The sequence below is a fragment of the Pseudomonas sp. E1MeOHC2 genome, assembly GCF_058745025.1.
In genome coordinates this window covers 1,854,547-1,879,932 of sequence record NZ_CP196675.1, presented here as the reverse complement: position 1 = coordinate 1,879,932, position 25,386 = coordinate 1,854,547, and the positions used below count along the sequence as shown (strand labels likewise).

The 25,386-nt window shown below is 62.1% G+C and carries 18 protein-coding genes; 14 read left to right on the top strand and 4 right to left on the bottom strand.

Features of this window, described 5'->3' with window-relative positions; all coding sequences use genetic code 11:
- Window positions 1-114: 114 nt before the first annotated feature.
- Window positions 115-1,005, bottom strand: a complete 891-nt coding sequence (locus ACSSU5_RS08395; RefSeq protein WP_492560987.1) for a LysR family transcriptional regulator — start codon at window positions 1,003-1,005, stop codon at window positions 115-117.
- A 124-nt stretch (window positions 1,006-1,129) separates the two neighbouring features.
- Here ACSSU5_RS08395 and ACSSU5_RS08390 point away from each other — a divergent pair, with 124 nt between their 5' ends.
- Genes ACSSU5_RS08390 through ACSSU5_RS08380 form a run of 3 tightly spaced genes read left to right on the top strand, consistent with a single transcriptional unit; the run spans window position 1,130 to window position 4,032 of the window.
- Window positions 1,130-2,110 carry a hypothetical protein gene (locus ACSSU5_RS08390; RefSeq protein WP_492560986.1) on the top strand — a complete coding sequence of 327 codons (981 nt, stop codon included), beginning with the start codon at window positions 1,130-1,132 and terminating at the stop codon, window positions 2,108-2,110.
- Window positions 2,111-2,134: 24 nt separating this feature from the next.
- Window positions 2,135-3,097, top strand: a complete 963-nt coding sequence (locus tag ACSSU5_RS08385) for a 2OG-Fe(II) oxygenase family protein (protein WP_492560985.1) — start codon at window positions 2,135-2,137, stop codon at window positions 3,095-3,097.
- A 2-nt stretch (window positions 3,098-3,099) separates the two neighbouring features.
- On the top strand, window positions 3,100-4,032 hold the full coding sequence (locus ACSSU5_RS08380; protein WP_264311312.1) for a DMT family transporter: 933 nt from the start codon (window positions 3,100-3,102) through the stop codon (window positions 4,030-4,032).
- Between the two features lie 65 nt (window positions 4,033-4,097).
- Here the strand turns inward: ACSSU5_RS08380 and ACSSU5_RS08375 are convergent, their stop codons facing one another.
- Window positions 4,098-5,900 carry an acyl-CoA dehydrogenase gene (locus ACSSU5_RS08375; RefSeq protein ID WP_492560984.1) on the bottom strand — a complete coding sequence of 601 codons (1,803 nt, stop codon included), beginning with the start codon at window positions 5,898-5,900 and terminating at the stop codon, window positions 4,098-4,100.
- A 584-nt stretch (window positions 5,901-6,484) separates the two neighbouring features.
- Window positions 6,485-10,438, bottom strand: coding sequence for a trifunctional transcriptional regulator/proline dehydrogenase/L-glutamate gamma-semialdehyde dehydrogenase (putA, locus tag ACSSU5_RS08370; RefSeq protein WP_492560983.1), 3,954 nt, complete (start codon window positions 10,436-10,438; stop codon window positions 6,485-6,487).
- Window positions 10,439-10,794: 356 nt separating this feature from the next.
- Here putA and putP point away from each other — a divergent pair, with 356 nt between their 5' ends.
- The 9 genes from putP to ACSSU5_RS08325 all read left to right on the top strand — a co-directional run bounded on the left by putP (window position 10,795) and on the right by ACSSU5_RS08325 (window position 21,655).
- Window positions 10,795-12,273, top strand: a complete 1,479-nt coding sequence (gene putP / locus ACSSU5_RS08365; protein ID WP_264311315.1) for a sodium/proline symporter PutP — start codon at window positions 10,795-10,797, stop codon at window positions 12,271-12,273.
- Between the two features lie 185 nt (window positions 12,274-12,458).
- Window positions 12,459-13,295: a 23S rRNA (adenine(2030)-N(6))-methyltransferase RlmJ gene (locus ACSSU5_RS08360; RefSeq protein WP_492560982.1), complete on the top strand. Its 837-nt coding sequence runs from the start codon at window positions 12,459-12,461 to the stop codon at window positions 13,293-13,295.
- A 211-nt stretch (window positions 13,296-13,506) separates the two neighbouring features.
- Entirely contained in the window at window positions 13,507-15,264 is a 1,758-nt protein-coding gene (locus ACSSU5_RS08355) for a carbamoyltransferase family protein (RefSeq protein ID WP_186677315.1), read from the top strand.
- Window positions 15,248-16,378 carry a glycosyltransferase gene (locus ACSSU5_RS08350; protein WP_492560981.1) on the top strand — a complete coding sequence of 377 codons (1,131 nt, stop codon included), beginning with the start codon at window positions 15,248-15,250 and terminating at the stop codon, window positions 16,376-16,378. Before ACSSU5_RS08355 ends, ACSSU5_RS08350 begins: the two co-directional genes overlap by 17 nt.
- The gene (locus tag ACSSU5_RS08345) at window positions 16,378-17,274 is read left to right on the top strand and encodes an antimicrobial resistance protein Mig-14 (protein WP_264311319.1); all 897 of its coding nucleotides are present in this window, start codon (window positions 16,378-16,380) and stop codon (window positions 17,272-17,274) included. The genes ACSSU5_RS08350 and ACSSU5_RS08345 overlap by 1 nt, the downstream gene beginning before the upstream one ends.
- The gene (locus ACSSU5_RS08340) at window positions 17,271-18,674 is read left to right on the top strand and encodes a PIG-L deacetylase family protein (protein ID WP_492560980.1); all 1,404 of its coding nucleotides are present in this window, start codon (window positions 17,271-17,273) and stop codon (window positions 18,672-18,674) included. Before ACSSU5_RS08345 ends, ACSSU5_RS08340 begins: the two co-directional genes overlap by 4 nt.
- Before the next feature lie 48 nt (window positions 18,675-18,722).
- A complete protein-coding gene (locus ACSSU5_RS08335) occupies window positions 18,723-19,679 on the top strand; it encodes a glycosyltransferase (protein ID WP_264311321.1) in 957 nt (318 codons plus the stop codon).
- Between the two features lie 65 nt (window positions 19,680-19,744).
- On the top strand, window positions 19,745-20,518 hold the full coding sequence (locus ACSSU5_RS08330; RefSeq protein ID WP_264311322.1) for a glycosyltransferase family 2 protein: 774 nt from the start codon (window positions 19,745-19,747) through the stop codon (window positions 20,516-20,518).
- Between the two features lie 45 nt (window positions 20,519-20,563).
- Window positions 20,564-21,655, top strand: a complete 1,092-nt coding sequence (locus tag ACSSU5_RS08325) for a glycosyltransferase (RefSeq protein ID WP_492560979.1) — start codon at window positions 20,564-20,566, stop codon at window positions 21,653-21,655.
- Window positions 21,656-21,658: 3 nt separating this feature from the next.
- Here the strand turns inward: ACSSU5_RS08325 and ACSSU5_RS08320 are convergent, their stop codons facing one another.
- Entirely contained in the window at window positions 21,659-22,264 is a 606-nt protein-coding gene (locus tag ACSSU5_RS08320; RefSeq protein WP_264311324.1) for a toluene tolerance protein, read from the bottom strand.
- Between the two features lie 101 nt (window positions 22,265-22,365).
- Between ACSSU5_RS08320 and ACSSU5_RS08315 the strand changes: the two genes are divergently transcribed.
- The gene (locus ACSSU5_RS08315; protein WP_492560978.1) at window positions 22,366-23,541 is read left to right on the top strand and encodes an O-antigen ligase family protein; all 1,176 of its coding nucleotides are present in this window, start codon (window positions 22,366-22,368) and stop codon (window positions 23,539-23,541) included.
- Window positions 23,542-23,556: 15 nt separating this feature from the next.
- Window positions 23,557-25,365 (top strand): lipid A export permease/ATP-binding protein MsbA, encoded by a 1,809-nt coding sequence (gene msbA / locus ACSSU5_RS08310; RefSeq protein ID WP_264311326.1) that lies wholly within the window; start codon window positions 23,557-23,559, stop codon window positions 25,363-25,365.
- Window positions 25,366-25,386: the final 21 nt, after the last annotated feature.

Sequence of the window (25,386 nt, the reverse complement as noted above, 5' to 3'; positions counted from 1 at the left end):
CCCCTAGAACCACTCCACTCGCATACTCAGGCACGTTTGGTCGCCGTCCTCGAGCAATGCGAGCTCATTATGGCAGCCAGCTACTTCCCTGGTCAGGAAATAACGCGAGGGCGTTCAATCGCCGCCCTCCCAGCAAGGGGGCGGCGTTGCTACCCCCTCTTTCTGGATGGCGCCCTTCAACATAGCATTCAGATGCGACGCGACATGGTGAGAGGTGTCCGTCAGCAAATAGACGTGGTGCTTTTCGAGGTCGGGCAAGCTCAGCCCCTCCACGTACGCGAGCGATGTATCGGCGCTATCCAGGCCCTCGACAATGCCGACGGCCAGGCCACTTCTCATGCAGGCCAGCACTGCGTGCCAGTTGGCGCTTTCCAGCAGAACACGGTACGCAATGCCGTGGGCTTTCAATGCCTGCAAGGCAGCCTCCCGGTATGGGCAACCTTTCAACTGCAGTGCCAACGGTAAGGGGCGACTGGGATCATGGCTGAATCCAGGCGCTGCGGCCCAGCGAGGCTGAGTCGAGCGAAGCCACTCGCCTTGTTGCCAGTCTTCACTGCTGACCGCTACTGCCAAGTCCAGTCGTTGTCGCGCAAACAGGTCGATGAGCTCTGCGCTGGATCGCGCTACAGCCTCCAGCTCCAGTTTCGGATTATTGGCGACGAACACTGGCAGAAAGTCATTCATCAGGTTGGCGGCATAGCCATCGGGTACTCCCAGACGCACCTTGCCAGTCATCTGCTGTGGCGACAGCGTAGCCAGCAGCCTGTCGTGAGCCATCAAGAAACGTGTCGCCTCGCCCAACAACTGGCGACCCGCAGGGGTTAGCTCTACGGACTGGTTACTGCGCGTGAACAATTGTTGCCCGATCTTTCCCTCCAGCTTCTGGATTTGCGTCGTCACCGCCGATGGGCTGCGGTGGACGTAGTCGGCCGCCGCCTTGAAACGGCCTAGCCGGGCCACTGCCTGGAAGGTTCTCAGTACATCGATGTCGAGGCCTTTGCCCATGGAACCACCTGATTTGGTTGGATCGAACCAGCGCTTCGATTTAATCAACTGTACAGCCTTTATACCCACTCTTACTGTGGGGTCGAAGCCCGCATGCCCCCTGAATTGCAATGGAATGATACGGATGAGCCTGAACGACTTCGTGGTAGATGCACTCGTACGCAACCCCGCTTACCAGCACGCACGCTTATGGACTGTCGAGAACCATGAGAAGTACTCGACCTTGGCCCAGCCTGAGCCGGGACCTGAAAGCGCCCATCGTTTCAACCACGAGATATTTCTGCTCATGCGCGCCTTGAATGAGCAAGGCGTGGGTCAGAGCGGGCTCTGTGCTGACGCAGAGGGGCAGGGGGCGCTCAAGACCGTCATCGACGAAGTTGCCAAGCGGTTGGCAGCGCTGAGCAGTGGGCGCCGCGTGCACTATGTCGAGCTGGGCCCCGAGCCGATCAAGAGCGCCTGCTTGCTGAAGCGAATGGTCGAGACGTCCAGCTCCATCCGCTACACCGCCATCGATATCAACCAGACCTCGGAAGCCGCGATGAGCGATGCCGTGGGTCCCATCGTGCGGGAGGATGGCAGTTTCAATTACATCGCTGCTGATTACCGCACTGTTACCCATGATGATTTGCGTCACGATCAGGAGCTCACCCTGATCACCTTGCTTGGGTTCCAGGAAGGTAACGAGCTGCCAGTAAGCACTGGGCGGCTGATTCGTAGCCTTGCAGGTAGCACCACCTACATTCTTTCGGAAATGCAGGTCTACGAGGAAGGCCTGGAAAGTACCATCCTCAAGTTCTACGCCAACCCCTGCATGCTCCAGTTCTCCCGAACGGTCGCGCTTCAACAAGGCTTCATCCCCTCGGGCGAGCACGAAGCCATGCTCGTACCGCTACGCATTCAGGATGAACCGATCCATGTCGTAGTGACCCTGCAGTCTGTGCAGCGCCTGCAGCAACGTGGGTATCTACTGACCAACATCTGCCTCAAGTACACGCCCGAACAGTTCCGTCGCATCAGGGCCCGGCATTGCAACTGCAGTGTGGTGGACGAGTTCGCCAGTGGTGATGGCTCGGTGCGCTATCAGATCGCGAAGTACCTTCAGTAGTGACTCTACGGGGACAGACACATCATGAATCCTTCTTCAGACACCTTACCCCTGTTCGAACGCGGCGTAGGGCGCGTGAAGCTGGCGCTCAAGTCGACATTGAAGCGCACGCCGCGGCCATCGCCGATCTGCCTAAGTGAGCAGTTGCCCTGGTCGGACGATTTGCTTTGCCAGCACGGGCCCATCCTCAGTGACACCCGAACAGTTGGGCAGCTTGGGTATGCCCACAGCCCACACGCCAAAATCGCGGTGGACAGCATCACTGGGGTGGCGGTTGTGCATCGGCTGTTCACGCCCGAGGGCGTTTCGGCCTTGCAAGGCATCTGCAGCCGTCTGGAGGAGGGGGCGGGCGACAGCGACTGGATCATTTCACGGCGTACGCGAGGGGTGACGGCTTTGTCATCGTTCATCAACGACATGATGTGCAGCCGTTCATTCCTGTTGGCCGTATCGCGCATTGCAGGCGTGCCGCTGGTGCCTTACCCCATGGTCAATGCGCGATCGCAGGTCAACTATTTCTACCCCAAGCCTGTCGAGCAACAGCAGCAACTCGGCATGTGGCACACAGACGGCACCAACTATGTGCTGAATATCGTGCTGTCGGGGTGCTCCGACTACAGCGGGGGCGAGTTCCTGTTCCACAACGGCACTGTCGATACCTTTGATGCGCTGGATCACCGCACCTTCGAAAGCGCAAGGCTGGACGCGCCTGGCGATGCCTTGTTCATCTACGGCAGCCGATTGTTCCACGGTGTGCGCCCGGTGATCAGCGGGCGACGCATGTCATTGGTGCTGTCCTTTCATTGCCCCTACTTTGCTGACGATTCCAACTGTTTCTGGCACTTGGCTTCCTACGACGGCATTCCTGCGACGATCCCCAAATGGTTGGGGTTGCGTTGGGCGTTACACCGATCGGCTGCCCGACAGTTTTCACGTATAGGCATCGAGCCGATTACGTTCGAGGAATTGCATTACACAGGGGCGTGAACATGCCAAGCAGTGCGCCATATCTGATATTGCTGCAAGTCATCTTTGTTCTTTCTTGGAGTTCGGGCTTCATTGGCGCCCGGCTTGGTACGGAAGACGCGGGTGCGATAAACCTGCTGTTCTGGCGTTTTCTGCTGGTCAGCATCTGCCTGCTGCCCTTTGTTGTACGTCGGCTGCAGGCGCTTACGTGGGCGCAGATACGCTATAACGCCGTCATCGGCTTTTTGGCACAGTTTGCTTACTTGGTCAGTGTTTACATCGCCATCCGAGGCGGGCTACCGGCGGGGATTGCCGCCATCATTTGTGCGCTGCAGCCCTTGATCACGGCATCGATGAACAACAACCCGCATGAGCGCAGTGGTCGGCAGGAGTGGCTGGGGCTTGGGGTGGGGTTCGCTGGTGTCAGCATGATCATTTTCGCAGAGCACAGCTTGTCCGCGAGTCAGCTTAGCCTCTGGCTGTACGCCCTGCCGCTCATCGCCGCGATCACACTGTCCATTGCCACCCTGTATCAGCGCCGGCAATCGATCATGGCGACCGATCACAGCAAGGACGGTCTGCTGATGCCGCTGTTTCTGCAATCGACTGCGACGCTCTTACTGCTCACGGCTACAGGCTTGCCGCTGGGTTTGATCGAAGTGCCTGCCAGCACACAGGTCTGGGCGGCTGTCGCATGGTTGACCCTGTTCTCCACGTTCATTGCCTACTTGAGCCTGTGGATATTGCTCACAAAGCTCTCGGCGACCCGCGTCTCGGCGCTGGTCTACCTGGAGCCACCTGTGACGTTGTTATGGGCGGCACTGATGTTCGGGGACGTGATCCATTGGACAACCTACGTAGGCATTGCGGTGGTCGCGGCAGGCATTGCCATTACTCGCCATCCCGGCAGGTCGCCCACGCCTGCAAATGCGCTGAGCGACACGGGTGACAGATAGAGGTTGGCGCGTGCAGCAGTGCGCTGGAACCAAACATGCGCGAGCATCTGTTTACACGGTGGCGCCTAGAACCACTCGTCTTGCATGGCTAGGCAGGTATCGTCGCGCACCTCGAGCAAGGCCAGTTCACTATGGCAGCCAGGTACTTCCCAGGTCAGGAAATAACGCGCGGCTTGTAGCTTGCCAAGGTAGAAGTCGCGGTCGGCGGGGTTGCCATTGAGCACGCCAAGCTCGGCGCGAATTGCCTGTTCCAGCCAGCGCCAGCCGATCACGCAGTGGCCGAAGGCCTTGAGGTACAAGGCCGAGTTGGCCAGTGCGGCAGTGACTTTGCCCTGGGCCAGATCGCCCAGCAGGGCGAGGGTAACGGCTTGCAGGCGATTGACCAGTTGTTCCAGTGGCTGGCGCAGGGTGTCGAGGCCTGGATGATGGCTGGCGCGCTCGGCCGTGCTGGCGATCAGGCGGATCAGTTGCTTAAGCCCGGCGCCACCATTTTGCGCAAGCTTGCGCCCGAGCAGGTCGAGCGACTGGATACCTTCAGTGCCCTCGTGGATTGGGTTCAGGCGGTTGTCGCGGTAGTACTGCTCGACCGGGTATTCGCGGGTATAGCCGTGGCCACCGAGGATCTGTATGGCCAGCTCGTTGGCTTTAAGGCAATACGCCGACGGCCAGGACTTGACGATCGGGGTCAGCAAGTCGAGCAGTGTCTGGGCCTGTTGCCGTGTGCTTTCGTCGTCGGCGGTCTGGGTGTCGTCGAACAGGCGTGCGGCATACAGGCCGAGATCGAAGGCACCTTCAACGTAAGCCTTTTGTGCCAGCAGCATGCGTTTCACGTCGCTGTGTTCAATGATAGGGACTGCGGGGCTGTGCGGGTCCTTGTTGTCCGGCAACCGTCCTTGGGAGCGTTGGCGTGCGTATTCCAGGGAGTAGAGGTAGCCGGCGTAACCCAGCATCACCGCGCCCATGCCGACGCCGATGCGTGCCTCGTTCATCATTTGGAACATGCAGGCCAAGCCCTGATGCGGTTGGCCGACCAGGTAGCCGACGCATTGGCCATGGTCACCAAAGTTGAGCGCGGTCGAGGTGGTGCCGCGCCAGCCCATCTTGTGGAACAGGCCGGCCAGCAGCACGTCGTTGCGCTCGCCACGGCTGCCGTCCTGATTGACCCGATACTTGGGCACGATGAACAGCGAGATGCCCTTCACGCCAGCTGGGGCGTCCGGCAGCTTGGCCAGGACCATGTGCACGATGTTTTCCGACAGTTCGTGGTCGCCGCCGGAGATGAAGATCTTGTTGCCCTTGAGCCGGTAGAGGCCATCGCCGGCAGGTTCTGCGCGGGTGCGGATGTCGGCCAGCGAAGAGCCCGCATGCGGTTCGGTCAGGGCCATGGTGCCGAAGTAGCGGCCTTCGATCATCGGTTGCAGGAACAGGCGCTTTTGCTCATCGGTGCCGAAGTTTTCGATCAGATTGGCCGCGCCCATGGTCAGGAATGGGTAGGCGGTGGTGCCGGCGTTGGCAGCCTGGAAGTGGGCGAAGCAGGCTTGTGAGACCAAGCTGGGCAGCTGCATGCCACCGACCTCGAAGTCGCGGTTGGCGTTGAGGAAGCCGGCTCCGAGGAAGGCATCGACGGCGGGTTTTACCTCGGGGATCAGCTCGGCGCAGCCGTCCACAAAACGCGGCTCGTTTTCATCGGCCTTGCGGTTGTGCGGGGCAAAGTACCTTTCGGCGATGGTGCGAGCCGTGGCCAGCGCGGCGTCGAAGGTCTCGCGGCTGTGCTCGGCGAAGCGCGGGCGCTGGGCCAGGGCTTCGGCGTCGAGGACTTCATAGAGTTCAAAGGCGAGGTTGCGGGGGCTGAGCAGGGTCTCGGGCATGGGGCGGTCCTTGAGCGGGCATTGGCCGAGTCTAGGTGGGAGTGCGGATTTGGGAACAGGTCAATAGATGCGGGTGATATGGGTTTAAAAGAGCCTGAATGCCTGCAAGGCTTGTGAGTGGGATGTAGGGCCTTGGGCTGACTGATCTTCTACGGTATTGCAGTCTTTGTACTTATCGAAGTCTGGCGGGCGGTGAAGCTGCAATCGTGCTTCATCTTGGGGATAAGTGAGGTAGTGCGTGTCACTAATCGAACCGCAGCGCTGGGTTGGTTTGTTTTGGGGAAGTATGGATGCTGTTTATGTGGGCTTTGTCGTGGTCGCTGGATTAAATCGGGGTGTCACGCCATTTCTTAGCGATTTCGATTCTGCGTGTTCGGCGGAATATTCGGTTAAGGCTGACAGGTGCCTGCCATTGTTCTTTCAGCGCCTATGAGATCGAGCGCCGCCCGCGCGGCGCTCGATCTGCGCCCCTCTGAAGAAACAAAGCCAGGCACCTGGCAGCCCAACCACACACTCAAACCCTATAGAAACCCCAAAAAAAAGGAGAGCCGAGGCTCTCCTTTTTCATCAACAACCCGTAGCCATCAGCCGATGGTCATCAGGCTGGCGTTACCACCCGCAGCAGCAGTATTCACACTCACCGCCCGCTCGATCACCAAGCGCTCCAGCGCAATCTGATGATCGCCGCTGGACAGCCCGTGCACACCGACGATCGCACCGGCACGCTTGGCCACCTGCTGGCACACGCTACGCAGCTGGTCCGAGTCGCCATGGTGGATCACAGCGTCGAATGCCACTTCATCCTTGTTCCAGTCCGCGACCAGCTTGACCTTGGCCTGCAGTTCACGTGGCAGGCGGGCGCGCAGGGCTTTGCCCGGTTCGCCGTCAGCCCATACCGCCGAGCTGCCAACGGCCAGGACTGCGGCAAACTGCGCCAGCAGGTCGGCTTCGTTGTCCGCCAGGCACAGTACGTGCTCGCGCGGCAGGATGGTGTAGCTGTTGCGCTCGCCGGTCGGGCCTGGCAGTAGGCGGGCAATGCCGCTTTGCGACTGGCCGGCAAACTGGGTGCACAGTGCAGCCAGGTCGGCCTGCTGGTTGCTCTCGGCCCAGGCCTTGAGGCTGTGCAGCGGCTTGATCAGCTGTTCGTGCAGGGTACGGTCGGGCTTGCCTTCACCATCCTGAAGCTGGAAGTGGCGGCCAATGGCGTCGGCCGGGCGAGTCGACAGCAGGCGGTACAGGTACAGCGGGCCGCCGGCTTTCGGACCGGTGCCGGACAGGCCTTCACCACCGAACGGTTGAACGCCGACCACCGCGCCAACGATGTTGCGGTTGACGTACATGTTGCCGGCGTTGGCGTTTTCCACCACCTTTGCAATGGTTTCGTCGATGCGGGTGTGCACACCCAGGGTCAGGCCGTAACCGGAGTTGTTGATCTGCTCGATCAGTTGATCGAGGTTGCGGCGGTTGTAGCGCACCACGTGCAGCACTGGGCCGAAGATCTCGCGTTTGAGCTCGTCGAAGCTGTCCAGCTCGATCAGGGTCGGCATGACGAAGGTGCCGCGCTTGACCTCGGCAGCATCGGCGATGGCGACTTGATAGACCGAGCGGCCTTTCTCGCGCATGCCCTGGATGTGCTTCTCGATACCCGCCTTGGCTTCGGCGTCGATCACCGGGCCGATGTCTACGGCGAGGCGGTCTGGATTGCCCAGGCGGCTTTCAGCCATGGCGCCCTTGAGCATTTCGATTACGCGGTCGGCGGAGTCTTCCTGCAGGCACAGCACGCGCAGTGCCGAGCAACGCTGGCCAGCGCTGTCGAAGGCCGACGAGACCACGTCGATCACCACCTGCTCGGTCAGTGCCGAGGAGTCGACGATCATCGCGTTCTGGCCGCCGGTTTCGGCGATCAGCGGGATCGGGCGACCCTGGTTGTCGAGGCGACCAGCGACGTTGCGCTGCAGTAGGCGGGCCACTTCGGTGGAACCAGTGAACATCACGCCTTTGACGCGCTCGTCACCGACCAGGCCGGCACCGACGGTTTCGCCACGGCCTGGCAGCAGCTGCAGCACGCCTTCGGGGATGCCGGCTTCCAGCAGCAGGCGCACGGCTTGGGCGGCGATCAGCGGGGTCTGCTCGGCTGGCTTGGCCAGTACCGGGTTGCCGGCAGCCAGGGCCGCGGCCACCTGGCCGCTGAAGATCGCCAGCGGGAAGTTCCACGGGCTGATGCACACCACTGGGCCCAGTGGGCGGTGGGCGTCGTTGCTGAAGTCGTTGCGTGCCTGCACCGCGTAGTAGCGCAGGAAGTCCACGGCCTCGCGCACTTCGGCGATGGCGTTGGCGAAGGTCTTGCCCGCCTCACGGATGAGCAAGCCCATCAGCGGCTGGATCTCGGCCTCCATCAGGTCGGCGGTGCGTTCCAGAATGGCGGCGCGCTCGGCGGGCGGGGTGGCCTGCCAGATCGGCGCGGCGTTGAGCGCGCACTGGATGGCGTTATCGACATCGGCAACAGTGGCTTCTTGCACATGGCCGACCACGTCGCGGTGGTCCGCCGGGTTCAGCACCGGCGCGGCAGCGGCCTCGCTGGCGGCGCAGGCCAGCAGCGGGGTGGCTTTCCAGTCGTTGTGGGCGGTAGCCAGCATGGCGCAGGACAGCGACGCCAGGCGGTGTTCGTTGGCCATGTCGATGCCGGCCGAGTTGGCCCGCTCAGTGCCGTACAGGTCACGCGGCAGCGGGATGCGCGGGTGCGGCAGGCCGAGGCTGCCTTCCTGGGTGCCCATGCGCTCGATGCTGGCGACCGGGTCGGCGACCAGTTCCTGGATGGAAATGGAGTGGTCGGCGATGCGGTTGACGAACGAGGTGTTGGCGCCGTTTTCAAGCAGGCGGCGGACCAGGTAGGCCAGCAGGGTTTCGTGGGTGCCGACCGGCGCATAGACGCGGCACGGACGGTTCAACTTGCCTTCGGAGATCTTGCCGACAACCTGTTCGTACAGCGGCTCGCCCATGCCGTGCAGGCACTGGAACTCGTACTGGCCCGGGTAATAGTTCTGACCGGCGATGTGGTAGATGGCCGACAGGGTGTGGGCGTTGTGGGTGGCGAACTGCGGGTAGATGGCTTCTGGCACGGCCAGCAGCTTGCGGGCGCAGGCAACGTAGGACACATCGGTGTACACCTTGCGGGTGTAGACCGGGTAGCCTTCCAGGCCTTCGACTTGGGCGCGCTTGATTTCGCTGTCCCAGTAGGCGCCTTTCACCAGGCGGATCATCAGGCGGTGGCGGCTGCGCTTGGCCAGATCGATGACGTAGTCGATTACATATGGGCAGCGCTTCTGGTAGGCCTGGATGACGAAACCGATGCCGTTCCAGCCGGCCAGCGAAGGCTCGAAGCACAGGCGTTCGAGCAGGTCGAGCGACAGCTCCAGGCGGTCGGCCTCTTCAGCGTCGATGTTCAGGCCAATGTCGTACTGCTTGGCCAGCAGGGTCAGCGATAGCAGGCGCGGGTACAGCTCTTCCATCACGCGTTCGTACTGGGCGCGGCTGTAGCGCGGGTGCAACGCCGACAGCTTGATCGAGATGCCTGGGCCTTCATAGATGCCACGGCCATGGGAGGCCTTGCCGATCGAATGGATCGCTTGCTCGTAGGACGCCAGGTACTTCTGTGCGTCGTGCTCGGTCAGTGCGGCTTCGCCGAGCATGTCGTAGGAATAACGGAAGCCCTTGGACTCGAAACGGCTGGCATTGGCCAGGGCTTCGGCGATGGTTTCACCGGTGACGAACTGTTCGCCCATCAGGCGCATGGCCATGTCGACGCCCTTGCGGATCATCGGCTCGCCGCTTTTGCCAATAATGCGGGTGAGCGAGGAGGTCAGGCCGGATTCGTTATGGGTGGACACCAGCTTGCCGGTCAGCAGCAGGCCCCAGGTCGCGGCGTTGACGAACAGCGATGGGCTGTTGCCCAGGTGCGGCTGCCAGTTGCCGGTGCTGATCTTGTCGCGGATCAGCGCGTCACGGGTGCCTTTATCAGGGATGCGCAGCAGCGCTTCGGCCAGGCACATCAGTGCCACGCCTTCCTGCGAAGACAGCGAGAATTCCTGCAGCAGGCCCTGAACGATGCCAGCACGGCCGCCAGCGCTCTTCTGGTTACGCAGTTTTTCGGCGATGCCGGCCGCCATTTTATTGGTGGCTTCTGCCAATGGCGCGCTCAGGCGGGCCTGCTCCAGCAGCATCGGAATGACTTCCTGCTCGGGGCGGCGATACGCGGCGGTGATGGCCGAGCGCAGGACCGATTGCGGCAGGATGCTTTCGGCGAACTCCAGGAAGCACTGGTGGGCGTGGTCCGCTTGTACTTCGCCGGCATCGTCGGCCAGGCTGCTGGTGTGACCGTTGAGTTCGGTCAGGGTGGCACCACCCTCGAGCTTCTCCAGGTAGTTGAAGATCGCTTGCTTGATCAACCAATGCGGCGTGCGGTCGATAGACTGCGCAGCGGCTTTGAGTCGCTCACGGGTTGGGTCGTCGAGTTTGACCCCAAGGGTGGTCGTCGCCATTTCTTATCCTCGTTATTGCCACGGCTGTGGCCTAAGCTGGCGCCAAGAGTATCTTGTAGGACATTTCGGGTGCAACCAGGTGCAACCCTAATTTTTTGTGTAAAAGGTGCAACTCGTCTGATGCGCAATTCCACACCCTGAAAAGGGTCGGATTCGGTGCGTTTTCTTCTGAAAATTACGGTTTTTGCTCCAAAAGGGAGCAAAAAAGCGGCATTTACTGAAAATGCGTCGGCGGGTGCAACTTGTAAAAGAAAAATGGTTGCACCTGCTTTGCGTTGTTGCATAGGATGCGCCGCCTGGGTGCAACCGTCTCGTGGCGGGCTGCAAGAGATAAAAACAAACGCCAGGGCACACGCATGGGCAATCCACTAACGATCACCTTCGTGATCTACATCGCGGCAATGGTGCTGATCGGCTTCGCTGCCTATCGCTCCACCAACAACCTTTCCGATTACATCCTGGGCGGTCGCAGCCTGGGTAGCGTGGTTACCGCGCTGTCCGCCGGCGCCTCCGACATGAGCGGCTGGCTGCTGATGGGCCTGCCGGGCGCCATCTACTTCTCGGGCCTGTCCGAAGCCTGGATCGCCATCGGCCTGACCGTTGGTGCCTACCTGAACTGGCTGTTCGTTGCCGGCCGCCTGCGGGTGCAGACCGAGCACAACGGCGATGCGCTGACCCTGCCGGACTACTTCTCCAGCCGTTTCGAAGACCAGAGCGGCCTGCTGCGGATCATCTCGGCCATCGTCATTCTGGTGTTCTTCACCATCTATTGCGCCTCTGGCATCGTCGCCGGTGCCCGCCTGTTCGAAAGCACCTTTGGCATGCCGTACGAGACCGCGCTGTGGGCCGGTGCTGCGGCAACCATCGCCTACACCTTCGTCGGTGGTTTCCTGGCGGTGAGCTGGACCGATACCGTGCAGGCTTCGCTGATGATCTTCGCGCTGATCCTCACCCCGGTCATCGTGCTGATCTCCACGGGCGGCTTCGACACCACCTTCCTGGCCATCGAAGCGCAGAACCCGGCGAACTTCGACATGCTCAAAGGTGCAACCTTCGTCGGCATCATCTCGCTGATGGGTTGGGGCCTGGGTTACTTCGGCCAGCCGCATATCCTGGCGCGTTTCATGGCCGCCGACTCGGTCAAGTCGATCGCCAACGCCCGCCGCATCTCCATGACCTGGATGATTCTGTGCCTGGCCGGCACTTGCGCCGTGGGCTTCTTCGGCATCGCTTACTTCTCGGCACACCCTGACCTTGCAGGCCCGGTCACCGAGAACCATGAGCGTGTGTTCATCGAGCTGGCGAAGATCCTGTTCAACCCATGGATCGCTGGCGTGCTGCTGTCGGCCATCCTGGCGGCGGTGATGAGTACCCTGAGCTGCCAGCTGCTGGTGTGTTCCAGTGCCTTGACCGAAGACTTCTACAAAGCCTTCCTGCGCAAGAATGCCTCCCAGCTTGAGCTGGTCTGGGTCGGCCGTCTGATGGTGCTGGCTGTGGCGCTGATCGCCATCGCCATGGCGGCCAACCCGGAAAACCGCGTGCTGGGCCTGGTGGCATACGCCTGGGCAGGCTTCGGCGCTGCCTTTGGTCCGGTTGTGCTGATCTCGGTGCTGTGGAAGGGCATGACCCGCAACGGCGCACTGGCCGGGATCGTGGTCGGCGCGCTGACCGTGATCTTGTGGAAGCAGATCGATACCTGGGGTTTGTACGAAATCATCCCGGGCTTCCTGTTGGCCAGCATCGCCATCTTCGTAGTGAGCAAGCTGGGCAGCCCTTCGAAGGCTATGATTCAGCGCTTCGAGACGGCTGATGCGGCGTATCACGCTGACAAGTAACACCTGCTGATTCGGTGTTGCGCTTTTCGCGGGCAAGCCCGCTCCCACCGATACGACACCCCCTTGAGGGTTGTGATGTACCGGTGGGAGCGGGCTTGCCCGCGAATGGGCCTGACGCTGATCGACAGCCAGGCCTGACTCCGCCTGCAAGGCAAGGTAAACTTGCCACCCCCGCAGGAGTTGCCATGAACTATCGTCACGCCTTCCACGCCGGCAACCACGCCGACGTCCTCAAACACATCGTGCTGACCCGCCTCATCGCCCTGATGTCGCGCAAGGAACAGCCGTTCGCCTATATCGATACCCACGCAGGCCTTGGCCTGTATGACCTGCAGGGCGACCAGGCGACCCGCACCGGTGAATACCTCGAAGGCGTTGCCCGGTTGTGGAATCGCGACGACCTGCCGGCCATGGCAGGCGATTACCTGCGCGTCATCAAGCGCCTCAATGCCGATGGCGAGCTGCGCTACTACCCAGGCTCGCCCGAGCTGGCCCGCCGCCTGATGCGTCAGCAGGACCGCGCCCTGCTCAACGAGAAGCACCCCGAAGACGGGCCGCTGCTCAAAGAGAACATGAAGAAGGACCCGCGCGTCTTCGTCCACCTGGGCGAAGGCTGGCATGTGCCGCGCGCCTTGCTGCCGGTGCAGGAAAAGCGCGCGATCATGCTGATCGACCCGCCATTCGAGCAGGCCGACGAGCTCAAGCGTTGCACCCAATCGCTGAAAGAGGCGATTGGCCGCATGCGCCAGACCGTCGCGGCCATCTGGTACCCGATCAAGGATCAGCGCTCGCTGACCCGTTTCTACCAGGACCTGACCAGCACTGGCGCCCCGAAGCTGCTGCGGGTTGAGTTGTACGTGCACCATCAGGACAGCCCACAGGGCTTGAACGGCTCTGGCCTGGCCATCGCCAACCCGCCATGGGGGCTGGAAGACGAACTCAAGGCGCTGCTGCCGTGGCTGGCGAAAGAGCTGGCGCAGACTGATGGCAGCTTCCGCATGGACTGGCTGATCGCTGAGTAAGCAGGCGCCACAAATCTCCTGTGGGAGCGGGCTTGCCCGCGAACACCGGCAAAGCCGGTGCCAAGCACCGCGGTGCCTGCTTCGCGGGCAAGCCCGCTCCCACAGGTTAATGCAGTGCCTCTGCTGATCTTTGCGTTATAATCCCGCCCTTTAGCCGCCATCCGCCCACGAGGCCGTTGGCGCATCTCTACCGAATGAAGAGGCTAATCCCTTGGCATTGACGATTCTTGGCCTGTCCGGCGCCCTTAGCCATGACCCTTCCGCGGCCCTGTACATTGACGGCAAGCTGATTGCCGCCGCCGAAGAAGAGCGCTTCGTGCGTGACAAGCATGCGAAGAACCGCATGCCCTACGAGTCGGCGAAGTTCTGCCTGGAGCAGGCCGGCATCAAGCCATCCGACGTCGACGTGGTAGCCATTCCGTTTGCCCCGATCAGCCTGTTCGGCAAGGCTCGCTGGCACTATGCCAAGCGTTACTGGTACGCCCCGGACCGCGCCCTCGACGCGATCCTGATGGGCAACCGTCGCTACAAGCGCTACCGCAAGAAGATCGTCTGGTGCCTGGAACAACTGGGCTTCGACCCGAAAAAGGTCAAGATCGAACCGGTCGAGCACCACCTGGCCCACGCCTCCAGCGCCTACCACTGCTCGGGCTTCAAGGAAAAGACCGCGATCCTCGGCATCGACGGTAAGGGCGAGTACGCCACCACCTTCTTCGGCTACGGCGAAAACGGCAAGATCCACAAGATCAAGGAATTCTTCGACCCGGACTCCCTGGGCGGCCTGTATGGCGCGATCACCGAGTTCCTCGGTTTCGAGATGCTCGACGGCGAGTTCAAGGTCATGGGCATGGCGCCGTACGGCGATGCCAGCAAATACGACTTCTCGCGCCTGGCCAGCTTCGAGAATGGCGAATTGGTGATCAACACCGAATACGCCAACGTCATCGGCCTGCGCCGCTATAAAGAGAAGGGCAAGGGTTTCTACTTCTCGCCGAAGCTGATCGAGTGGCTGGGCCCCAAGCGCGAAGGCGATATCGCCGACGAGCCATACATCCACTACGCCGCCAGCATGCAAGCGCTGTTCGAGAAGCTGGCCTTGCAGATGATCGACCACTACCTGGGCGATACCTTGAAGCAGACCGGCAAGCTGGCCTTCGCCGGCGGCTGCGCACTGAACGTCAAGCTCAACCAGAAGATCATTGCCCGCCCGGATGTTAAGGAGCTGTTCGTCCAGCCCGCTTCCGGTGATGCCGGTACTGCGGTGGGTGCCGCTGCCTATGTTTCCCACGCCCGTGGCGTGCCGGTCGAGAAGATGGAGCACGTCTACCTCGGCCCGTCGTACTCCAACGAGGACGTGATCGCTGCCTGCGCCCGCCACCCGGACCAGCCGAAGTGGCGCAAGCTTGACAACATGCCCGAGCAGATCGCCAAGATCATGGTCGACGGCAACCCGGTGGCCTGGTTCCAGGGCCGCATGGAGTTTGGCCCGCGCGCCTTGGGTGGTCGTTCGATCATCGGCTGCCCGAGCGTTGAAGGCGTGGCTGACCGCATCAACCACCAAATCAAGTTCCGCGAGCGCTGGAGACCGTTCTGCCCGTCGATGCTCGACACCGTCGCCCCGCAGATGATCAAGGTCGATCACCCGGCGCCGTTCATGACCTTCACCTTCGAAGTGGCTGAAGAGTGGAAAACCCGTGTACCGGAAGTGGTCCACGAAGACGGCACTTCGCGTGCCCAGGTGCTCAAGCGCGAGTACAACCCGCGTTACTACGACATGATGAAGGCGCTGGAAGACCTGACCGGCAACGGCGTGTCGCTGAACACCTCGCTGAACCGCCGTGGTGAACCGATGATCTGCTCGCCGACCGATGCCCTGAACATGTTCTTCGGCTCGGACCTGCAGTACCTGATCATGGAAGACATCCTGGTAGTGAAGGACGGCGCGGCCGCGTATGACCAGCCGCTCTGAACCGCGTATCCTGCAGTTCTGCCATGGCTATGACGGGCCGTTCCTGGACTGTGCCCGTCAGTACGCCAGCCTGTTCCAGGGGCGTGGCTACCAGGTCACCACGGTATTTCTCACCGGCGCCGCCGACCCGCAGGTCGCGGCGGGCTGCGCGTCGGACGAGGTGCTGTTCCTGGAGTTCAGCTCCAAGGCCGTGCGTGGCCTGAAACTCGGCGCCATCCGTGCCTTGCGGCGGATTGCGGCCGAGCGCAATTTCAGTTTCTGCATCGCCCACCGTTTCAAGCCGATCTATGTGGCCTTGCTGGGCACCGGCCTGCCGGTGATCGGCGTGCACCATGCCTTTGGCGACTACCAGCGCAAAGGGCGGCGGCTGTTTGCCAACCTGTTCAGCAAGCGCTTGAGCCTGCTGGGCGTGTCCGATGCGGTGCGTGACGACATGCGCCGCTGCCTGCCGCAGTGGCCGGCCGAACGCATCCAGACCCTGTACAACCGTATCGACATCGAGGCCCTGCAAGCTGCCTTGGTGCCACGTGACGCGGCGCGCCAGGCCCTTGGCCTGGACCCTCAGGCGTGGATCGTCGGCAACGTCGGCCGCCTGCACCCGGACAAGGACCAGGCTACGCTGTTGCGTGGTTTTGCCGAAGCGTTGCCGGGGCTTCCCGCCGGTGCGCGCCTGGCGATTTTGGGTAAAGGCCGCCTGGAAGCCACGCTCAAGGCACTGGCTGCCGAGCTCGGCATCGCCGGCCAGGTGGATTTCCTCGGCCAGGTGCCGGATGCCCGGCGCTATTTCACGGCGTTCGATGTCTTTGCCCTGAGTTCCGATCACGAGCCGTTCGGCATGGTCCTGCTCGAAGCCATGGTCGCGGGCGTACCGGTACTGGCCACGGCCTGTGGTGGTGCCCGCGAAGTGGTCGAGGGTGTTGGCGTGCTGTTCCCGCTCGGTGATGCTGTGCAGCTGGCTCAAGGCCTGAAGCATATGGCCACGCTGGACGAGCAGCAGCGCGAGGTATGCGCCGAGCACATGCTGCAACGCCTGCACCAGCGTTTCTCCGACCCCGCTGTGCGCGAAGCCTTCTGGCAACTGCCGCAGGTGCGTAGCGTGGTGGCGCAGGCGTGATGCTTAATCGTATTCAAGCCTTCCGCGAGCGCGGTTGGCAAGTCATCGACGCCAAGGCCTATGCCGAGGCTTGGGCGCGTTTTGGTGGCAGCGTTGCCACGCATCCGCAGGTGGTCGAGCAGTTGGCCGAGCTGGCGCAGATTCCCGTGCGCTACCTGGGTTGGCTGCAAGGCGGCGAGTTGAAGGCGGCAATCCCTACTTGGGGGCGCCACCTGGCGCTGTCCAAGGACGTGCTCAAACGCGCGGGCAAGAAAGGCCTGTTCGACCTGGGCAATGCCGAGATCATTCTGCCGGCCGCCGCCGATGCCGGCGCGCCGCTGCGCCATGGCGCGCGTTACCTGTCCGAGCTGAACCAGGGTCGTTTTACCGGCCTCAAGGCGCAGACCGAGCAGTTGGCCATGGCCCGCGCCCATGAAGACCTGTCGAAGAAGTTCCGTTACAACCAGCGCCGCGAGTTGCGTTTGCTGGAGGAGGCGGGCGGGGTGGTACGGCCGATCAGTGACTTTGACGCCGGCCAGATTGCCGCGATGTACCGTGAGCTGTTCCAGCGCCGCTGGGGCTTCCCGGCCACCGGTGCCGAGCGCCTGGACGAGGTGCTCGAGCGCTTGCGCGAGCTGCTGATCGGCTCGGTGCTGCTGCTGGACGACAAGCCCATCGCGATTCAGCTGGTATACCGGGTCGAAGCGCCCGAGTGGATCAGCGTCGAGTACGTCAATGGCGGCGTTGACCCTGAGACCAAGGCGTTCAGCCCTGGTAGCGTGCTGAGCTTCCTCAATACACAGGCCGCCTGGGAAGACGCCCGGGCGCGTAGCAAGCCGCTGCGGTTCTCGTTCGGTCGTGCCGACCGCGAGTACAAGGACCGTTGGTGCAACCCCGTGCCGGTGTTCCAGGCGTGAGCCGCAAACAGCAGTTGCTCAAGCGCCATCGGCGCAACAAGCGCCTGGGCCTGCTCGCAGGCCTGGTCGCGCTGATCGCGTTGGGTGTGCTGGCCTGGTGGTGGTTACCGCTTTTGTTGCTGCCGCTGGCCTGGGCCGCCCATGAGGCCTGGTTCGCTGACCACCTGTTCTACGCGCCGGGTGAGGACTACGCCTACGACTTCGGTGATCAAACCCATGCAGTGGCGGCCAGCCTGCAGGGTGGGCTGCTGAAGGCCGACGCGGCACTCAAGGGTGACGAAACCCTCGTCCTGGAGCTGCGGGTAAAGAGCAGTTGGTTGGGGCGATTCCTTGACCCTCGGGTAGAACTGTTGGCAGGTGAATTCAGTGATCGGCAGGCTTTCGAGCGCGGTGTCGATGGGCTTCGCTTCCTCAACCTGACCGGCATGGCCGCATCGCTCAAGGCCGGTACGCTGCGTGTGCGTGGCCGCCATTGTCGGCTGCAGGGCGAACCGCGCCTGTGGATAACCCCCAGCGTCGAGCTGCAGCGCCGCCGGGTGATGGTGATTGCGCCGCATGCCGATGATGCCGAACTGGCAGCTTATGGCCTGTACAGCCAAGCCGACGAAACCTGGGTGGTCACCCTGACTGCCGGCGAGATCGAAGCCGAACACTATCAACAGATGGGCCTGGGCAAGGCCGAGGCGGCGCGTCTGAAAGGGCGTTTGCGCGCCTGGGACAGCATTGCCGTACCGCGTTGGGCCGGCGTGCCGGAATCGCGTTGCGTGCAGTTGGGCTACTTCTGCCTGCAATTGCCCGCCATGCAGGCGGCGCCGGATGTGCCGGCCGCTTCACGCGAAGCCGACATGGCCGATATCCGCCCGTTCCGCCAGTTCAACCCCTTTGCGCTGCCTGCCGACAGTGATGGTGCGCCGACCTGGCACAACCTGCTGGCCGACCTGCGTGCGTTGCTGGAGATGGCCCGGCCAGAGGTGCTGGTGATGCCACACCCGCAACTCGACCCGCACCCGGACCATATCTGTGCCCAGGCTGCGGTACTGGAAGCCTTGCAGGGGCTGGCCTGGCAGCCGCAAACGCTGCTGTGCTACGCCAACCACCTGCATGACAACGACCGTTGGCCGATGGGCGACAGCGGCGACGGCGTGGCCTTGCCGCCGCAACTGAGCGCCGAGCAGCCCTGGGCGCCGTGCGCGCTGGTGCTGGACCTGCCGACCCAGCACGACAAGGCCATGGCCTTGGGCATGATGCACGACCTGCAGCCACCCGCGCCGTTCAAGCGCCGCCTGCGCCGGTTGTTGCAACGCTGGCTGGCCGGGCGCCGGCCATCGCCCTATGGCGAGAACGAATTCTTCCGCAAGGCTGTGCGCCGACATGAACTGTTCTGGCGCCGAGAGCTGTAAACAATGCCTATGGTTGACCGCGATGGCGCAGCGCGCCCAAGGAACGCAATGAAAGTCTTATTTCTGGTGCAGAAGGAACAGCGGGCGATCCTCGACCGCCTGTACGATGGCGTCGCGGCCAACTGCGAATGTGACCTGCGCTGGCTGACCAGTGAAGACCAGCGTAACCTGCGCCGCTACTTCAAGCGTGAAGTGCAGGTTGAACGTTATGACCGCATCGTGTTCTTCCTGCGCTTCAAGCAGGAGATCCGCCAGGTGGCGTTCATCCAGACGGTGCCGAACCTGGTCATCCTCGAACATGACGCCTACCAGAACTACATCCCCTGCAAGTACACCGGCAAGTTCAGCGCGCATTACCGCAAGCTGCCGTGGGCGCGGGTGATCAGTTCGGGCTACATGGTCAGCGAGCGCCTGCGCCAGGAAGGCTTTGACGCGGTCTTCGTGCCCAAGGGTTACGATGAGCGCCTGCTGACCGACCAGGGGCGTGAGCGCGATATCGAGCTGGCGTTCGTGGGCAGCACCAACAGCGTTGCCTACAGTGGGCGCAAGGCGCTGCTGGACGAGCTGGGGCGGGTCGAGAACCTGGTAGTAACCCGTACCAAGTCGGGCGAGGACTACTGCAACACGCTCAACCGTATTCGTTTCTTCGTCAGTGCCGACGTCGGCATGGGCGAATACATGATCAAGAACTTCGAGGCCATGGCCTGTGGCTGTGTGTTGCTGGCGTTCGACCAGGGCGAGGAAGAAAACCGCGCCCTGGGCCTGCAGGACATGCACAACGTGGTGTTCTACGACAGCATCCCGACCCTCCAGGAAAAGCTTCGCAGTTTGCGGGCAGACCCTGCGCTGGCCCAGCGGATTGCTGAAAACGGCCGCCATCTGGCGGTTTCTCGTTTCAGTTTCGGTGAAGTTGGACGTAGCATCGTCGACCACATGCGCCCTGCGCTCAGGCCTCATCCGCCGTTGTCTGCCTGGCAGCGGTTACGCCTGAAACTGGGCATTTAATAAAGCACTTTCGTGCCTACGGAGCGGGTGCTGGAAGTCGATTGTCGCAATGCGGAGGGAGTCCGGTGCGCTTTTCAAATGAGAGTGATGTCACGCTTGTCGTGACCAGCTGTGGGCGGTTCGAACTGCTCAAAGACACCCTTGAGAGTTTCGATCGCTACAACACTGCGCCCATTCGCGAAGTTTTCATCACCGAAGATTCAGGTGACGAAGCCGTGCATGGGGCTGTGCCAGAGCACTGGAAACCGCACTGCAAGGTGTTCGTCAATCGGCCAAAACTGGGCCAGCTGCCGTCTATCGACCTGGCCTACAGCCACGTCAAGACGCCTTACATCTTCCATTGCGAAGATGACTGGCATTTCTATCGCCAAGGCTTTGTCGAAGACTCCCGGGCGATCCTTGAGGTCAGCCCGAACCTGCTGCAGGTCTGGCTGCGCAGCCATGCCCATGACCTGTCCGTGCACAGCCCTTACATCCACCTGGGCGATCGTCAGGTGATCGCGGGTGTGCCTTGCTATCCGCTGCTTTCCGATAAGGCAGAGTGGCAAGCGTTTTCGCTCAACCCCGGCCTGCGTCGTTTGAGCGATTATCAGCGCTGTGCGCCATTTGCCGCCTATGCTGGAGAAAAGGCGCTTTCCCGTCGCTATGCTGAGTTAAATCTGACAGCGGTCACCCTGGAGGGTGACGCAGTATTGCACACTGGTTTTGGTAATCATGTGACATTGCCCGTGGAAGTGGAGCGCAAGGCCAAGCGTCGTCAACGTGATCGGATAAAGCTGGCATTGACGCTGGTGGCGGGTGCCGTGATCGGCATGGGTATCACCATTTTTGTTCAATGAAGTCGCAGTCCCACCTGACTTGAGCGGGAGAGGGGCGCTAACCCCATGAACATCGTCAATATGATGTGGGCAGGCGGTTCGCCGTACATGTCCATCCACAAGGTTCATCGGCAGGTGCTGTCTCACGCAGGGCCCGATGCCCGGATCAGCAACTGGCTGCTGCTGGGCAGCGGGCTTTGCTGTGGGCTCGGTTCGACCCGGGAGTGGCACATGCCGCCGCGTGCGCTCAAGGGGCGTCACCTGTGGCGCCTGCTGCGGCCCTGGCTGCGCATGCGTTTGCGCAAGGCACTAGCCGAGGCCCAGGCCGAGATCGTGCTGCTCGACGGCGTCGGCGTCGCGAGGCTGGTACTGCCGCTTTTGCAGCAGATTCCCGGGGTGCGTGCCAAGGTGCTGTTCCACGGCAAGACGCGCCTGACGGCGAGTGATATTCGCCTGTTGCGCGCGCTCCCGCCCGAGCGCTTGAGCATCGCCGCGGTTTCGCACACGCTTGCCGAAACCCTTGAACATGATCTCGGCAGACCGGTACAGACCTTGCGCATGGCGCTCGACCCTCGGGCCTTCGTCGAACCGCTGTTGAGCCGGGAGCAGGCCAGGCAGGCGCTGGCGTTGCTGCCAGGTAGCGGGCAAGTGCTTGGCGCGGTGGGGCGGCTGGTGGAGAGCAAAGGGTTTGAAATGCTGATCGAGGCGTTTGCCAAGGCGGTTATCCGCAAGCCCGATCTGCAGCTGGCAATTATCGGTGAAGGCCCCCTGCATGCCGTGTTGCAAGCGCGCATCGACGAGCTAGGCCTGGCCGGGCGTGTTCACCTGTGCGGCCACCGAGAAGACCTGCAACAGCTGTACCGGGCATTTGACTGGCTGCTGGTGCCTTCGCGTTCAGAGGGCCTGGGGCTGGTGGTGCAAGAGGCGGTGATGGCCGATGTGCCGGTGGTCTGTAGCGATCTGCTGGTGTTTCGTGAGCAGTTGCTGGACACCGGGGGCTACCTGCCGATTGCCGACGAGTGCGCCTGGGCCGAGGCCATAGAGCATTGCAGCGTGCCAGACAGCGCGGCCGTGGCCGCCCGGCAGCGCCAGGCGCTGGCACCGGAGCAGGCCTGGCAGGCATTTCAGAATGGTTCGCAAAGCCTGCTGCGCGGTTGACGCTCAGCGGGCCAGCAGGGCTGCCTCGAAGTCGGCGAGGGGGAACTGGTCACCCAGGTTCTCCCGCTCGATGTAGCGCACCATGTGCTGCACGTTGCGTCGAATCATGCGTGCAGACAACGGCGGGCGCAGGAAACGCATGTCGGCGACGTCGATCAACCCCAGGTGCTGATCGGGGGTGACCACGACATTGCCCAGGTGCAGCGAGCGGAAGTAGACGCCCGAGCGGTGCAGTTGGCGGATCAGATCGATCAACCGTGGCAGATAGGTGTCCCAACTGAAGTCGGCGTCGCGCGACATCTGCAACAGGGTCCGCCCGGGCAGCGGGCGATACAGCACCGCGGTTCTGCCTGGCAGGTCGAGCTTGTGCTGGCTGATCACCTCAAGGGTGGGAATGCCCAGTTGCGCCAAGCGCGCGGCGTTGTCGACGAAGCGCTGGGAGTAGGGGCGCAGCAGCGCAGATGAAATCAATCGCTTACGGCGAAAAACCTTAAGGAAATTACCATCCTTGAGCAGGTAGACTTTGGCGCCATGGCTGTCTGCCTCTAGCACCTGTGCGCCTAGTGTCAGCTGATCGAAGTCGACCTGGGTGAGCCGGGAGCATTGCATGAATAGAGCCTTGTCGTCTGGCGAGCAAAATGACCGGCAATAATGCCGAAAATAATGCGGTAGCACCATGGATGGTGTCTTTGATTCATCGGGGGAGAAGGATGTTGTATCAAAAAAACTGGGCTCGGGCCTGGTTGGGAATGGGTCTGGTCTGGTTCCTGGCGGCGATTGCATTGGCGCCCAGCAACAAGATCTACCAGCAAGGGCTGGTGTTGTTCTTGTGGTTGCCGACACTCGTGCTGGCGTGGTCTGCCCGGCAGGTGCTGGCCCAGGCCTGGCAGCGTCAACCGGCATTGTGGGGCAGTATTTTGCTGCTGTTGGCCTGGAGTGGGCTGAGCCTGGCCTGGTCGCCTGCCGAAGAGCCGGGGCGTGAAATCAAGCGTCTGATCTACATTCTGGTGTTCTTGATGGCGTTCCCGTTGCTGGCGCAGCTGGGGCTGGCCCGGGTTCGCCAATTGCTGCTGCTGGGTAGCGGTTTGCTGGCGGTCGCCGCACTGGTCTCGATCATCAACTTCTACGGGTTGCAGGGCAGATCGCTGCTGGCCCGGCTGTCGGGTATCGGTGAAATTTCCCACCCCATCCTGGGGGCCTATGTGGTCGGTGCCGCCGCGCTCTTCCTGCTGTACGAGCCGCCGCAAAAGCGCGGCATGCAGTTGCTTTGGCTGGCGGCGCTGGCCTGCCTGGGCGCCTTTGCGGTGCTCAGCCAGAGCCGTGGAGCGATCCTGGCCCTGGTGATCACGGTGGTGATCGCGCCGTTGTGGTTCCGTGATCGTCACAGCCGGGTGTTCTCGATCCTGGCGGTCATCGCCACTGGCGCTGCGTTTATTGTCATGTACGACCTGATCGCCAAGCGCGGCTCGTCCTATCGGCCGGAGATCTTCAACGCCGTGGTGGACATGATTGCCGCCCACCCGTGGACCGGCCTGGGCCTGGGCGCGGGTTACGACGTGAGCGCGGTCGGCAAGCACTTCGACCATACCCACAACATGTTCACCCACGTTGCGGTGGAGATGGGCCTGCCGGGCATGCTGCTGTGGGTGATCGTGTGGCTGTACACCCTCGGTGAAATCCTCCGGGCACGTGGCACACTGTTCGGCAAGATCCTCTTGTGCTTCTGGGTCTACTCGACCCTGGCCATGCAGTTCGATGCCGCCAGCCTCACTGGCACGCCGCGTGCGGAGTGGTTCATCAGCTGGTTGCCGGTCGGCCTGGCCATGTTGTTGCCCTGGGGGCGTGCCGAAAATGACGCGTGTGGTAAAATTTCCGGTTCAACCTGAACAGCGAGCTCGATGATGGCCGAAACACCGCGAACCGCGGAGCACACCTCCAGCCTGAAGATCTACTTCCGGCTGCTGAGCTACGTGAAACCCTATGCCGGCATTTTCCTGCTGAGCATCGTCGGTTTCGTGATCTTCGCCTCGACCCAGCCGATGCTGGCCGGCATTCTCAAGTACTTCGTCGATGGCCTGAGCAATCCGCAAGCGGTGTTGTTCCCTACCGTGCCGTACCTGCGCGACCTGCAGTTGCTGCAGGCGGTGCCATTGCTGATCATCCTGATCGCGGCCTGGCAGGGTCTGGGCTCGTTCCTGGGTAACTATTTCCTGGCCAAGGTTTCCCTGTGCCTGGTGCATGACCTGCGTGTCGAGTTGTTCAACAAGCTGTTGGTGCTGCCTAACCGCTACTTCGACAACCACAACTCGGGGCACCTGATCTCGCGCATCACCTTCAACGTGACCATGGTCACCGGGGCTGCGACCGATGCAATCAAGGTGGTGATCCGCGAGGGCTTGACCGTTGTCTTCCTGTTCGCCTACCTGCTGTGGATGAACTGGCACCTGACCCTGGTGATGGTTGCCATCCTGCCGGTGATCGCGGTGATGGTCAGCGTCGCCAGCAAGAAATTCCGCAAGCAGAGCAAGAAGATCCAGGTGGCCATGGGCGACGTGACGCACGTCGCGTCCGAGACCATCCAGGGTTATCGCGTGGTGCGCAGCTTTGGCGGCGAGGCGTACGAACAGCAGCGTTTTGGCCGTGCCAGCCAGAGCAACACCGACAAGCAGCTGCGCATGACCAAGACCGGCTCGCTGTATACGCCGATGCTGCAACTGGTGATCTACTCGGCCATGGCGGCCTTGATGTTCCTGGTGCTTTACCTTCGTGGTGATTCCACTGCCGGTGACCTGGTGGCCTACATCACCGCAGCGGGCTTGCTGCCGAAACCGATCCGCCAGTTGTCCGAAGTCAGCTCGACTATCCAGAAGGGCCTTGCTGGCGCAGAAAGCATCTTCGAGCAGCTCGACGAAGAGCCAGAGGTGGACACTGGCACCATCGAGAAGGCGCAGGTCGAAGGCCGTCTGGAAGTGCGCAACCTGAGCTTCACCTACCCAGGCACCGACCGTGAGGTGCTGAGCGACATCAGCTTTAACGCCGAGCCTGGGCAGATGATCGCCCTGGTGGGTCGCTCCGGCAGTGGCAAGTCGACCCTGGCGGCGTTGATTCCGCGCTTCTATCACCACGACAAGGGGCAGATCCTGCTCGATGGCGTGGAGATCGAAAACTATCGGCTGCGCAATCTGCGTCGCCATGTTTCCCAGGTTACCCAGCACGTCACCTTGTTCAACGACACGGTCGCCAACAACATTGCCTACGGTGATCTGGCCGGTGCGCCGCGCGAGGACATCGAGGCGGCGGCTGCCGATGCCTACGCCAAAGAGTTCGTCGACAAGCTGCCGAAGGGCTTCGACACCGAGGTCGGCGAGAACGGCGTGCTGCTTTCCGGCGGCCAGCGCCAGCGCCTGGCGATTGCACGGGCGTTGCTCAAGGATGCGCCGCTGCTGATTCTTGACGAGGCGACCTCGGCACTGGATACCGAGTCCGAGCGGCACATCCAGGCTGCACTGGATCATGTGATGGAGGGCCGTACCACGCTGGTGATCGCCCACCGCCTGTCGACCATCGAGAAGGCCGACCAGATCCTGGTCATGGACCAGGGCCGCCTCGTGGAGCGCGGCACCCATGCCGAACTGCTTCAGGCTAATGGCCATTATGCCCGCCTGCATGCCATGGGCCTGGATGAACCGGCCAAGGCCGATATCACCTGAACCTCTTTGATCGGGGCCGTG

Bases quoted from the DNA above. Each gene is read 5' to 3' on its own strand.
- ACSSU5_RS08350 (WP_492560981.1), top strand. From the start codon at position 15,248: ATGACCAGCCGCTCTGAACCGCGTATCCTGCAGTTCTGCCATGGCTAT.
- ACSSU5_RS08325 (WP_492560979.1), top strand. From the start codon at position 20,564: ATGAACATCGTCAATATGATGTGGGCAGGCGGTTCGCCGTACATGTCC.
- putP (WP_264311315.1), top strand. From the start codon at position 10,795: ATGGGCAATCCACTAACGATCACCTTCGTGATCTACATCGCGGCAATG.
- ACSSU5_RS08335 (WP_264311321.1), top strand. From the start codon at position 18,723: ATGAAAGTCTTATTTCTGGTGCAGAAGGAACAGCGGGCGATCCTCGAC.
- ACSSU5_RS08360 (WP_492560982.1), top strand. From the start codon at position 12,459: ATGAACTATCGTCACGCCTTCCACGCCGGCAACCACGCCGACGTCCTC.
- ACSSU5_RS08390 (WP_492560986.1), top strand. From the start codon at position 1,130: ATGAGCCTGAACGACTTCGTGGTAGATGCACTCGTACGCAACCCCGCT.
- ACSSU5_RS08345 (WP_264311319.1), top strand. From the start codon at position 16,378: ATGCTTAATCGTATTCAAGCCTTCCGCGAGCGCGGTTGGCAAGTCATC.
- ACSSU5_RS08395 (WP_492560987.1), bottom strand. From the start codon at position 1,005: ATGGGCAAAGGCCTCGACATCGATGTACTGAGAACCTTCCAGGCAGTG.
- ACSSU5_RS08375 (WP_492560984.1), bottom strand. From the start codon at position 5,900: ATGCCCGAGACCCTGCTCAGCCCCCGCAACCTCGCCTTTGAACTCTAT.
- ACSSU5_RS08380 (WP_264311312.1), top strand. From the start codon at position 3,100: ATGCCAAGCAGTGCGCCATATCTGATATTGCTGCAAGTCATCTTTGTT.
- ACSSU5_RS08385 (WP_492560985.1), top strand. From the start codon at position 2,135: ATGAATCCTTCTTCAGACACCTTACCCCTGTTCGAACGCGGCGTAGGG.
- ACSSU5_RS08320 (WP_264311324.1), bottom strand. From the start codon at position 22,264: ATGCAATGCTCCCGGCTCACCCAGGTCGACTTCGATCAGCTGACACTA.
- msbA (WP_264311326.1), top strand. From the start codon at position 23,557: ATGGCCGAAACACCGCGAACCGCGGAGCACACCTCCAGCCTGAAGATC.
- ACSSU5_RS08315 (WP_492560978.1), top strand. From the start codon at position 22,366: ATGTTGTATCAAAAAAACTGGGCTCGGGCCTGGTTGGGAATGGGTCTG.
- putA (WP_492560983.1), bottom strand. From the start codon at position 10,438: ATGGCGACGACCACCCTTGGGGTCAAACTCGACGACCCAACCCGTGAG.